Origin of the sequence: Paenibacillus sp. AR247 (assembly GCF_002968895.1) — a bacterium.
Taxonomy (GTDB): Bacteria; Bacillota; Bacilli; order Paenibacillales; family Paenibacillaceae; genus Paenibacillus_AQ; species Paenibacillus_AQ favisporus.
Genome location: NZ_PCZT01000012.1, coordinates 178860 through 191139 on the forward strand (window position 1 = coordinate 178860; position 12280 = coordinate 191139).

Genomic DNA, 12280 nt, shown 5'->3' on the forward strand with positions numbered 1-12280 from the left:
AAGGGTGAGCTATACACTCAGGCGTGTGCGGCTTTTTCCAGATCGGCAGGTAGCATAGAGGCAGAGCGGCCAGGGAGCTGATCACATTAAACAGCGTCTGCGCGTGGGCGATTTGCGCGCCTTCACTGCCGGTGATGGCCGCCACGGCCCAGTGCAGCTGCGGAATCAAGGGCATGAAGAGGAGGGCTCCGCCGACGTTCAGAACCACATGGGTCCAAGCGACGAACCGGCCAGAGGCGGAGCTGCCGATGGAGGCGAGAACCGCGGTCACGCAGGTGCCGACGTTCGCGCCGAGCACGATGGCGATGCCGACGTCGACCGGCAGCGTTCCCGAGGAGGCCAGCGCGATAGCCAGGCCGATGACGGCGGCGCTGCTGTGCATCAGGGCGGTCAGTACCGCGCCGGCGGCAATGCCCCACCATACGCTGTCGGCTGCGCGGTCCAGGAACCAGCCGAACAGACCGGACTGCTCGAGGGCCGGACCGATCTTTTGCATGACGCGGATGCCCAGCATGACCAGGGCAAAGCCGGCGATGGCCAGCGACAGAAACTGGACGGGCATCATCAGGTGCTGAATACGGCGGATTCCCGGAGGGGAACTCTCGCTGAAAATGACGGCGGCCGCCCACACGATCAGGGAGACGGTCAAGAGGGGCAGGGCGATCCGTCCGATTTGCAGGCCGATCAGCTCGGTGGTCAGGCAGGTGCCGATGTTGCTGCCGAGTATAATGCCGAGAGTGCGTTCGTACGTCAGCAGCCCGGCATTGACCAAGCCCATCGTAATGACGGTGACGGCGGTGCTGCTCTGCAGGACGGCCGTGATGCCGGTGCTGAAGAGGAGCCCCTTCAGCGGTGAAGCGGTGGCCTTTTGCAGGAAGGCGGACAGGAGGGGCCCTGCCCATTTGCCAAGGGCCGCCTCCATCACCTTCATGCCGGCCATAAAAATAACAAACCCGTACACGACGGGAAACACGACAGTTTGAAACACGTGGTAAGTCCTCCTTGGGGTTGTTTATGGAGTCGACCATAGTTACGTATATGTCCAGCCCTGGACAACCATGACTCTAAGAGGGGCTTCAGCCGGGGACTTGCCGGAATCCATATATCCATTTTTGAAATGTTGAAGGAGTGAATCGATTGGCATCTGTCGTATTGGAGCGCAGCCGGAAGAAGCGGCTGGAACAGGGGCATCCCTGGATTTACAACAATGAAATTGCCTCGGTGGAGGGCAGCCCGGAGCCGGGCGACCTCGTGGATGTGGTCAATCATCAAGGGCGGTACCTGGCCACGGGCTATTACAATCCGGCCTCGCAAATTACGGTCCGGGTCATCTCGTACCATCCCGTCGAGACGATGGACCGTGCCTTCTTTGCCGAACGCTTCCGCGGCTGCCTTGAGCACCGGGAGCGTTTCCTGAAAGGAGATAATGCTTACCGCCTCGTGTATGGGGAAGCGGATTTTCTACCCGGGCTGATCGTGGACCGCTTCGGCGATGTGCTTGTCGTGCAGCTGCTGACGCTGGGCATGGACGTGCATCGTACGGACATCGTCGACGCGCTGGTCGAGGTGCTGAGCCCGCAGGGAATCTATGAACGCAGCGACGTTCCCGTGCGCGAGCTGGAAGGGCTCGAGCAGACCAAGGGACCGCTGTACGGGGAATGCCCGCGCCACGTGACCGTGACGGAGAACGGTCTATTCGTGAAGGTCGACATTGAAGAAGGCCAGAAAACGGGCTATTTCTTCGACCAGCGGGAAAACCGGGCTTCGATCGCTCCGCTGATGACCGGCTGGGGAGGCCGCAGCGGGATTACGCTGCAGGAAGTAGAGCAGGACGGGCAGCGCGTCAGCCTTCCGGTAAACAAAAGCGGTAAAGTCGTCACCTTCCCTTATTGGGACGGGGCCACAGTGCTGGAGTGCTTTTCACATACGGGCAGCTTCACGCTGAATGCTTGCAAGTACGGAGCCAAGAAGGTCACTTGCCTCGATATTTCCCAGCACGCGATTGAGAGCGCCAGGGAAAACGTCGTGCTGAACGGATTTGAGGACCGCGTGGAATTTGTTGTCGCCGACGCCTTCCAATATTTGCGCGATCAGGTCAAAGGTGTGGAGGAACGGCGGCAGCGGGCCGCAGGGAACGAGGAGAAGGTCGATACCTCGAAGAAAATGACCGCAGGGGGCGGCCGGACGTGGGACGTCGTTATTTTGGACCCGCCGGCTTTTGCCAAGACGAAAAGCGCCGTGAAGGGCGCCTGCCGCGGCTATAAGGATATCAACCTGCACGGCATGAAGCTGGTGAACGAGGGAGGATACCTCGTCACGGCCAGCTGCTCGTACCATATGCGCCCGGACCTGTTCCTGGCCACGATCCAGGAAGCGGCAGCCGATGCCGGCAAAATTTTGCGCCTGATCGAATGGCGTGCGGCCGGCAAGGACCACCCGCAAATTCTCGGCGTCGATGAAGGGCATTACCTCAAGTTTGCTGTATTTGAAGTTCGCAGCAGGGCTTAACTTTGATCTTGAGAAACCAAACCTTTCCGTGATGGACGGAAAGGTTTTTTTGTTTCGCAGCGGCAAGCTCGTCTGAAAGAGAAGCAAGCGTAACCTTGGGGGATTGTAGCGTCTAGGAAGTAGACGTTCCGGCGTGCGCCTTCTGAACCGGGACGGAACGACCGTTCAGGAGTGGCCGCTTGATTCCTTAACATCGTATCAACCCGTTTGGGACGATGAGGAGGAAAATGGGCCAGGGATGCTGGTGTACAGCTTGAGTGGCAGGCTGCCTTCGATTCTGAAGCAGAGCGGTTCGATAAGCGTGCTTTCTCAGCCGGAATGGGCGCCGCCTCAGGTGGAGTTTACGAACGATTTTGGGTTGAATGTTCAATATGCGGACCGGCTTGCCAAGCACGAGATCTATGCCGTCAACGGTCATTTGAAGCTGTACCGGGTAAATACCCGATCCGGAGTGTCCCAGGAGCTGTACGAGTCCGCCCGCCCGGTCTACGGTATATCTGCATCACCTGACAACGATCGTGTGGCGCTGCTGGTCGCTTCGGACGACACGTTTGGTCCGGATGCCGACTTGATTGTGCTGGACCGGGACGGGAACCAGCTGCTCCATCGGCCGAGAGTGAGCTATTTGTCACACAGCGACGGATTCCTGTTTATTTATCCTTTAGCCTGGAACGATAACGAGACCGTAACGGTCCCTGTTGACGGATATAAGGAGGGCCGAACCCGTGGCGTTCTTCATATCCGTCTGAACCGGGAGGGGGCTTCCTACGAAGCCGATCCGAAGCTGCCGGCCGCGGCCAGGCGAATATTAGCTCAGAACGCACTGATCGCAAAGGAAACGGACATCACCAGCTTTACCGCCGCATCCGGAAATCCCTCCGGTTTGTATGCGGTCCAACTGGCCAATCGTGACGTATGGATTGTCGATATCCTGAAAGGGAAGGCGCTCAAAGCCGGTGTCGGCTATCCGCTGCGCTGGACGAAGGATAACCGGCTGTGGCTGGCGGCCAACCGCTCGGAGCTGCCGGTCTATTACAGCGGTATGTAATCTGCCATGCGAGGCAAAAGGATGATGCATTCGATGATCCGCATATCATTGATCCAAACCCCCAGCACCAAAGTGTTAAAAATCCCTTCTCGCCGGATGCGAAAAGGGATTTTTGAAATTTTTTACCCAGGCTATATAAACAGCGTGCTTTTTTCAATTCCAAGGCTAAAGCTTTCGCTTTGTCCCGGTTACTATCATTCCTGCTTATAGCGATGGACCAGCTTGTCCCGGTGTGAAGCAAAAATGTCCTCCAGTCCGATGTCGTATTTGTTGGCGATCACAATCAGATTCCCCAGCACGTCGCCAAGTTCTTCCACAAGCTCCTGCTTATGCTCGTCATACGTACCCACGGCTTCATCCGGCCGGTCCCGGCCGATTTCAAGCGCCCGGATCGCCCGGCCACTTCGCCGGTCTCCTCTGCCAAAAAGCCAATCCGGATAAAGATATCGAGCTCGGACCAGCCCCGCTGTTCATAATACTCCTTGACCCACTGCTGAAATGCGTTCACATCCACAGTTTCCGCCTCCTCATGCAATTCATGTTCTAGTGATAGGCACTTCTATAAGTATAAGGGATGGAGGCAAGAGGTTGGTGCGTTACTCAAAGGCTGGATTGAGGGCAAAAACCATTATTTACATTTAAGTACACATAAATAGACTGAAAAATCCCCTTTATCATCGATTGCGGCGATATTATTTTGCGGGAGTATCAGCTGGAGGAACTCGATGCCATATGCGAGCTAGCGCGGCAGGAGGAGATCCGGCGTTACTTGCCCGATTGGGGTGTGGCCCGGGAAGTCCGGTACGACTGGATGGTACATTACGAGATCAAGGAAAACGAGCAGTGGTATAAAATCCAGAAGTAACACGGGCTGCATATGAAAAGCAGGCTGGTTGCTGCAACTTGTGGTGATTGGGCACACCGCTTACTGTAAAAAGCCAATAGGCTGCCAGGAGATCACATGGAACGGCCAGTAATTTCAGGGTTGGACGCCATGATCGTTTCCGCTGCGCGCCACACCTCCGGCAAAAAGTCGATGACCGCAGCGGCACGCACGCTGAAGTCCTGGACGGTGTGAAAGCCGAGATCGGCCAGAAATGCTTCCAGACCGGCTGCGAGCTCTTTTTGCACATTCGGATCGCTGTCTGCGGCGAGAATTTTGTGGCAGCGCGCGAAGGTGGCGCCCATCCAAAATACCGCCTCACGGTGGAGTCCTTGTTCAATTAACGTATGCTCCCGTCGATGGCGATCGGGCGGGAAACCGGGGAAATGTCGCTGCTGAAGAAAAAGGGCGTTTTGGCGGCGGCAGCCGCGGTGTCGAAGGTCCGCTCGAGCGACATGACATGCTGCATCGTGAAGGAGCTGGACGGCAAAACGGAAGTAACGCTCATCCACTCCGGCTGGAGCGCGGACCAAGTGACCGAGTTCAACCAGCCCCATACGATCGTGCGCGAGACGATGGACCAAGGCTGGGCCGGACTCCACCAGAAGCTGGGCAGATACGTCGAGGCGTAAACATGACGGCGACTGCGTCCAAGCACGACGTATTTCAGGCCGTGGCCGACCCGACCCGGCGCCAGCTGCTGAAGCTGCTGTCCGATCAGGAGATGCCCGTAACGGTTCTCAGCAGCCATTTTCCGATGAGCCGGACGGCGGTTTCCAAGCATCTGCGGATTCTGTCGGAGGCAGGACTGGTGAAGGAAAGGAAGGTCGGCCGCGAGACGAGGTACCGGCTGGATCCGGGGCCCTTGCAGGAGCTCAAGGATTGGTACTCCTATTTTGAACGCTTTTGGGAGAACAAGATGGCGGCCCTGCAGCACTTCGTGGAGTCGGATGGTTCCGAACGCTTCCCTGGCCCGCTGACCCTTGTGGAAAAGGAGAAGGAACAAGATTAGCCGGTGATTCAATCGTTCTATACCGAACCATGATCCCTGAATGATGGCCGGAAGGCTGGAAACTAGCATTCGTAAAAATTTAGCAAAACAAGAGACAGCGGTACAAGAGGATCACCTCCTCCTGTACCGCTGTTTGGCATGCCGGGAAACGGCGTTCCTTCGGGTTGAGCGTATCGGATAATTGCAAAAACGGCAAGTGCCTCCTTTTTACAGTCCCGCAAACATACGTTCTTTTCAAAAAAGGTTGTGTTATACTTATATTTAATAGTTTTCGAGGTTTACATACGAAGGAGGCAACACCATGTCGGTTCATTTTCTGATCGGACGATCCGGTAGCGGCAAGACGACGGCGATCCTAAGCGAGATTACGTCCCGGCTGCAAGCAGAGCCTAAGGGCAGCCCGCTGATCTTGCTCGTTCCCGAGCAGGGCTCATTCCAGGCGGAGCACAGCCTGGTATCATCGGGCGCTGTCAGAGGCAGCGTCCGTGCGCAGGTTCTCAGCTTCCGGCGCCTGGCGTACCGGGTGATGCAGGAGACCGGCGGGTCGGCGAGAGTCGGCATCAGCGAAGAAGGCAAAAAAAATGCTGCTGTACAAAATCATTCAGCGCCGCAAAGAGGAGCTGAAGCTGTTCGGTGCCTCCGGTGACCAGCTGGGTTTCATAGGCAAGCTGAACGAGCTGTATACCGAGCTCAAGCGGTACTGCGTAGATTCCGCCGTGCTGGAAGAGCATTTGACCCAGCTGACGGAGCAGAAGGCGGCCGCGCCCATCCTGCGATATAAGCTGGAGGATTTATGGACGGTGTACCGCGACTTTGAACAGGAAATATCACCGCTTTATATAGATGATGAAGATACGCTCGTCACTTTGGCTGAAGGAATTCGCCGCTCGTCTTATGTCAAAGGTGCGGACGTATGGATCGACGGCTTTCACGGGATGACTCCGCAGGAATACGGGGTTGTTCGCGAGCTGATGGCCCATGCATCATCGGTCACCATTGCGCTCACGCTGGACAAGCCGTACCACGGCAGCATGCAGCCGCATGAGCTGGATCTGTTTCACCCGACCGCCACGACTTACATCAAGCTGAGAGGAATGGCCGACGAGCTGGGCATCGAAACGAACGATTCGATTCTGCCGGCATCGGACCTGCCCAAATTCCGCCTCAGCCCGCGTCTTGCTCATTTAGAGCGCGGTTATGACCGGCGGATTCCCTGGAAGGGGCAGGAGAAAGATCAGCTTCAGGAAACCGAAGGGATTTCACTCTATGCGGCCGAGAACCGGCGCACCGAAGTGGAAGGGGCTTTGAGGGAGATGCTGCGCCTGGCCAGGGAGGAAGGGGCGAGATACCGCGAAATGGCCGTGTTCGTCCGTAATTTGGGCGATTACGAGCATTTGGTGGAGCCCCTGTTCCGGGACTACGGCATTCCGTTCTTTCTCGACCAGAAGCGAAGCGAGCTGCACCATCCACTGGTGGAGTTTATTCGTTCCGCATTGGATGTCGTGCGCCGGAACTGGCGGCATGAGGACGTATTCCGCTGCATCAAGAGCGACCTGCTGCTTCCGCTGGACGGGTCGCTGGGACGGGAGGATATGGACGTGCTCGAGAACTACGCCCTCGCCTGCGGAATTCAGGGATACCGCTGGACGGACGGCCGTCCGTGGAAAGCCGTTCCGAGCCTGTCCCTGGAAGAAAACGGCTACGACCGGCGCAAATCCGGAGAGCAGCTTCTCAGCCTGATGGAGCACTGCCGGAGGGTGGTCAGCGAGCCGCTATTGGCATTCGGCAAGCGGGTGAAGAAGGCGGGCAGCGCCGAGGAGCTCAGCACAGCGGTCTTCCGTCTGCTCGAGGAAGCCGACATTCCCGAGAAGCTGGACCTGTGGAGCCGCGAAGCGCTGGAGTCCGGGCGTCCGGAGGCGGCGAGGGAACACCGCCAGCTGTGGGATGCGGTCCTGGAGCTGCTGGATCAGATTGTGGAAATGATGGGTACGGAGAAGATGTCCTTCGAGCTGTTTGCCGGCATTCTGGAAACGGGGCTGAGCGAACTGAAGCTGGGCCTGGTTCCGCCTGCGCTCGACCAGGTGCTGGTCGGCAATATGGACCGGACGCGGACAGGTGGCGTAAAGTACGCGTTTCTGCTCGGCGTCAACGACGGAGTCATCCCGGCCGTGTTTCAGGATGACGGGGTGCTGACCGAACAGGAGCGCTCCCTGCTGTCGCAAACCGGAATGGAGCTGGCTCCTGGCATTTCGCGCAAGCTGCTCGACGAACGGTTCCTGATTTACAACGCCTTGACCTCGGCCAGCCAGCATGTATGGGTCAGCTATCCGGCCGCAGACGATGAGGGCAAGGAGCTGCTGCCGTCCGAAGTGGTGCGGCATGTCCGCAAAATGTTCCCCGGTCTGCCGGTTCGCCGCCTGTCGGCGCAGCCATCGGCAGAGCAGCGGGAAGAAGAGCTGCTTGCGTATTTGTCCCACCCCCGCCAGAGCCTCAGCCATTTGATCATTCAGCTGCGCAAATGGAAGCAGGGCGCGGAAATCCCGCAGCTGTGGTGGGATGTGTATAACTGGTATATCCGGGAACCGGAATGGAAGGGGCCGCTGGATATGCTGCTGCGGTCGCTGTTTTACCGCAACGATACCCGCCAGCTGGAGCCGCAGACCAGCCGCAGGCTGTACGGTGCCAAAATCCGGACAAGCGTATCCCGCATGGAGCGATTCGTTGCCTGCCCGTTTTCACACTTCGCTTCACATGGGCTGAAGCTGCGCGAACGGCAGCTGTACCGCCTGCAGGCGCCGGATATCGGCCAGCTGTTCCACGCGGCGCTGACCCAAATGGCGCTGCGGCTGCAGGAACAGAAGCGGAGCTGGGGAAGCCTGACAGCCGAAGAGTGCCGGCGCGAAGCGGAAACAACGGTAGAGCGCCTCGCTCCAATGCTGCAGGGAGAAATTTTGATGAGCAGCAAGCGCTACGGCTACATTTCACGCAAGCTCAAAAATATCGTAAGCCGCGCCTCTGTCATTCTGGGCGAGCAGGCACGGCGGGGTAGCTTTGAGCCGGTCGGCCTGGAGCTGGATTTTGGCCCGGGTAAACCGCTGCCTCCGCTGACCTTCTCCCTTGAGAACGGAACGGTGATGGAGGTCATCGGGCGAATCGACCGGGTGGATATGGCCCAAGGTGAAAACGGACTGCTGCTGCGCGTAATCGATTATAAATCCGGACAGAAGGACCTGCGGCTTCATGAGGTGTACTACGGCTTGTCCCTGCAGATGCTGACCTATCTGGACGTGCTGTTGACCTATGCGGAGCACTGGCTGGGCAGCAAGGCGCTGCCAGCGGGAACGCTGATTTTCACGTGCATGATCCGATCCTGCAGTCGAGCAACGGGCTGACGATGGAGCAGGCGGCGGAAGAGCTGCTCAAACGGTTCAAAATGAAGGGGCTGCTGCTGGCCGACCGCGACGTCATATCCAAAATGGACGCATCTCTGGACAAAGGCCATTCATCCATCCTTCCGGTTGCCGTCAAATCGGACGGAAGCTTCTACAGCTCCGCATCGGTCGCTACGCCGGATCAGTGGGACACGCTGCTGTCTTCCGTCAGGGACAATATCACCCGGATTGGGACGAGAATTACCGAAGGGGACGTGGACATTGAGCCTTACCGCATCCAGCAGGAGACGGCATGCACGTTCTGTCCGTTCAAGCCGGTGTGCCAGTTTGACGAAAATGTCGAGGGCAACCATTACCATTTGCTAGGTAAGCCGAATAAATCGCAGGTATGGGAAATGATGTCCAGCCGCCAAGGAGGAGATGCGCATGATCGAAATTGAAAAGCCGGCAGGCAGCATGTGGAGCGACGATCAGTGGAAGGCGATTTCGCTTCACGGCGATCACATTCTGGTCGCGGCGGCGGCAGGCTCAGGGAAAACGGCCGTTCTGGTCGAACGGATCATCCGGAAAATTTTGAATGAGGAGCAGGGCTTCAGCGTGGACCGGCTGCTTGTCGCCACGTTCACTAAGGCGGCTGCGGCCGAGATGCGTGAGCGCATCCGCGACGCACTGGACCGGCAGCTGGAGAAGGATCCGGAGAATACCCATCTCCGGCGGCAGCTGTCCCTGCTCGGGCGTGCTTCGATCACGACGCTTCACTCCTTCTGTCTTGAAGTGATCCGCAGGTACTATCAGATGATCCCGATCGATCCGGGGTTCCGGATCCTGAACGAGAATGAAGCCGAGCTGATGCGATAACCCCCGGCAGGACATTCCGCTTGCAGGCGTGCTGCGCTCGCCGATCGTCGGCCTGACCGAGGAAGATCTGGCACAGGTCCGGTTATGCGGGAAGGGTACGTTCTATGAGGCCGTCATGGCGGCTGCAGGAGGGACGGTTCCCGCGTCTGCGGATCCTGGAGATTCAATTTCGATTCCGGACGAGGAAGGGACGCTCCCTGCCTACGCTGAAAGTGCCGCCGCCCTGGAGTGGGCGGAACAAACGGAAGCAGTGGATGAGGAATTCAGCCTCTCTCCTGAACTGCAGCGGAAGCTGGCAGGGTTCCTGGCTTCGCTGGAACGCTGGCGAAATATTGCCCGTCAAGGCAGTCTGGGGGATCTGATCTGGCTGCTGTACCGGGAAACGGGATATTTGGATTGGGTAGGCGGCCTCCCCGGAGGAATGCAGCGGCAGGACAATCTGAAGGCGCTGCACGACCGGGCGGTCCAGTTTGAACAGACGACGTCTTCCCGCGGACTTTTCCGCTTTTTGACGTTTATTTCCAGACTGCGTGATAACGGATCGGATTTGGGCGGACCAGGCACGGCTGAAAGCCGGGACAATGCAGTCCGAATTATGACAATCCATAAGAGTAAGGGCCTCGAATTTCCGGTCGTGTTTTTGGCAGGCATGTCCAAAATGTTCAACCAGCAGGATTTGAACGCATCGTTCCTGATGCATAAGGAGCTTGGTTTCGGACCGAAATTTGTGGATACCGAGAAGAGGGTCAGCTATCCGACACTCCCGAACCTGGCCATCCGCCGCCGATCCCAGCTGGAGCTGCTTGCCGAGGAAATGCGAGTGCTCTACGTCGGCCTGACCCGGCCGAAAGAAAAGATGATCTTGATCGGGACGGTGAAGGATCTGGAGAAAAAGGTGTCCTCCTGGGCCCAGGTTCAGAGCCGGCCGGAGCTGATGCTCCCCGATTACCTCTTGGCAAGGGGCAGAAGCTACCTCGACTGGGTCGGGCCTGCGCTGATCCGCCACCCGGCGGCCGCCAAGCTGCGCGAGCTCGGCGGTTTGGAAGGCGAGACGGCCTCTGCGCTGGAGAACGATCCGGCGGATTGGCGCATTTCGATCCTCTCCACAGAGGATCTCACGCTGGCGGCGCTTGGGGGCTGGGAGGAAGCGGAAGAATCGACACCGGAGCGCCGGCGCAAGCTGAACTCGCTTCTTCGTAGAGAGACGGTATTCCCGGGCAGCGATGAGCCGGATGGTGGTTCTTTCCTGTCGCCTGACCGAATATCTGCCCGGCTGAACTGGCAATATCCGCATGCTGCCGCCAGCCGACTCTCGGCCAAAACGTCCGTGACCGAAATGAAAAAGCTGCTTGCCCTGCAGGACGGGCCCACCCTGGACTGGGTCGAGGAGACCCGGGTTCGGCGGGAGCACAGTTTGCCTGCCTCCCAGCAGACGGGTACGCTTGCCCTGCGCCGGCCCAAATTTATGGAGCAGAGCCGGATGAGTCCTACGGAACGGGGAACGGTGTACCATACCGTCATGCAGCACATCCCTCTGGATGCGGGATTGGTAGATTTGCGGGTCGTGGAAGCGACGCTGCAGCGATTGGTCGACCTGGCGATCCTTACAAGCTCGCAGGCTGAGATCGTGGAACCGGAGCAAATCGCCTCCTTTTTTGACAGCGACATCGGCAAGAGACTGCAGTCGGCGGAGTGGGTGTCGAGGGAAATGCCTTTCAGCTACGGTCTACCGGCTCATGAGGCGCATCAAGCGCTGCTTGCGACCGAGCGTTTTAACGAGGGGAACATCATACCAATGAAGGCATCGGATTCAGAGACCCGGGCTTCGGACGAAGTGGTGCTCATTCAAGGGATCGTCGACTGCCTGTTCCGTCAGGACGGTAAATATGTCATCGTCGACTATAAAACCGACCGGGTGCTGGAACACCGCGGCGGAATAGCCGCTCTGGCGGAGAGCTATCGGTTCCAGCTGGAACTGTACGCCCGGGCGCTGGAAGATATATTAGGTGAGGCGGTCCAGGAGAAATGGCTGTACTTTGTGGATGCCAAGCAGTCCGTCTTGCTGTAGTGAAAGATTAAAAGGTCTTATGTTGAATTAATATAAAAGTGTTTTTGCTTTGATCGTTCGTATTGAAAGTTTCTTTAATCTCGTTTTTCGATTGGATCGTTTTTCAAAATGGTAGTTTTTTCGAAATAATCGTTTTTTAGAATCGATATTTAATAGAGTCTATAGTTTAATAGAATCGATTGTTTAATAGAATCGATAGTTTAATAGAATTTGATTGTATTCTTAGACGCGATCGGGTTTAGGAATGGATCGTTGGTTAGGTGTTTTTCATTTTTTAGGTGTGACCCATACACGGCATGAATCCGTCTGGGTTCACGGCTTGCGCGAAAGCAAGCTCAGGAGGGAGAAGCAGGATGCGCATACTTCACACGGGTGACTGGCACTTTGGACGGACGCTCGAGGGCCGGAGCCGGATGAAAGAGCAGGAAGATTTCGTTGAGGAACTGGTCCGGATTGTACACGATCAGAAGATTGATCTGGTCATGATGGCCGGGGATGTCTATGATTCGGT

The 12280-nt window shown here is 57.4% G+C and carries 7 protein-coding genes and 5 pseudogenes; 9 read left to right on the top strand and 3 right to left on the bottom strand.

Annotated elements, in window-relative coordinates:
- Positions 1-988, bottom strand: a 988-nt coding sequence (locus CPT76_RS22155) for a Na/Pi cotransporter family protein (protein WP_105444494.1), incomplete at its 3' end; no start/stop codon positions are given.
- Between the two features lie 149 nt (positions 989-1137).
- On the opposite strand from CPT76_RS22155, the gene CPT76_RS22160 reads away from it, so the two are divergent.
- Complete coding sequence (locus tag CPT76_RS22160; protein WP_105444495.1) at positions 1138-2508, top strand: class I SAM-dependent rRNA methyltransferase; 1371 nt, start codon at positions 1138-1140, stop codon at positions 2506-2508.
- Between the two features lie 133 nt (positions 2509-2641).
- Entirely contained in the window at positions 2642-3556 is a 915-nt protein-coding gene (locus tag CPT76_RS22165; RefSeq protein WP_105444496.1) for a hypothetical protein, read from the top strand.
- A 194-nt stretch (positions 3557-3750) separates the two neighbouring features.
- Here CPT76_RS22165 and CPT76_RS22170 read toward each other — a convergent pair.
- Positions 3751-4070, bottom strand: a pseudogene (locus CPT76_RS22170) (MazG nucleotide pyrophosphohydrolase domain-containing protein).
- A gap of 183 nt (positions 4071-4253) precedes the next feature.
- On the opposite strand from CPT76_RS22170, the gene CPT76_RS37665 reads away from it, so the two are divergent.
- Positions 4254-4421 carry a hypothetical protein gene (locus CPT76_RS37665; protein ID WP_181152998.1) on the top strand — a complete coding sequence of 56 codons (168 nt, stop codon included), beginning with the start codon at positions 4254-4256 and terminating at the stop codon, positions 4419-4421.
- A gap of 92 nt (positions 4422-4513) precedes the next feature.
- Here CPT76_RS37665 and CPT76_RS37670 read toward each other — a convergent pair whose 3' ends face one another.
- Positions 4514-4744: a hypothetical protein gene (locus CPT76_RS37670; RefSeq protein ID WP_181152999.1), complete on the bottom strand. Its 231-nt coding sequence runs from the start codon at positions 4742-4744 to the stop codon at positions 4514-4516.
- Between the two features lie 165 nt (positions 4745-4909).
- On the opposite strand from CPT76_RS37670, the pseudogene CPT76_RS22180 reads away from it, so the two are divergent.
- The 6 genes and pseudogenes from CPT76_RS22180 to CPT76_RS42260 all read left to right on the top strand — a co-directional run.
- Positions 4910-5071 (top strand): annotated as a pseudogene (locus CPT76_RS22180) (SRPBCC domain-containing protein); the annotation flags it as partial.
- A gap of 2 nt (positions 5072-5073) precedes the next feature.
- Positions 5074-5451, top strand: coding sequence for an ArsR/SmtB family transcription factor (locus CPT76_RS22185; protein ID WP_105444497.1), 378 nt, complete (start codon positions 5074-5076; stop codon positions 5449-5451).
- Between the two features lie 301 nt (positions 5452-5752).
- Positions 5753-9283 (top strand): annotated as a pseudogene (gene addB / locus CPT76_RS22190) (helicase-exonuclease AddAB subunit AddB).
- Positions 9264-9698, top strand: a pseudogene (locus CPT76_RS42255) (UvrD-helicase domain-containing protein); the annotation flags it as partial. The pseudogenes addB and CPT76_RS42255, both read left to right, overlap by 20 nt.
- Positions 9697-11769: pseudogene (locus CPT76_RS22195) on the top strand (3'-5' exonuclease); the annotation flags it as partial. The pseudogenes CPT76_RS42255 and CPT76_RS22195, both read left to right, overlap by 2 nt.
- 353 nt (positions 11770-12122) lie before the next feature.
- Positions 12123-12280 (top strand): metallophosphoesterase (locus tag CPT76_RS42260; protein WP_181153001.1); only part of this gene is annotated, 158 nt, incomplete at its 3' end.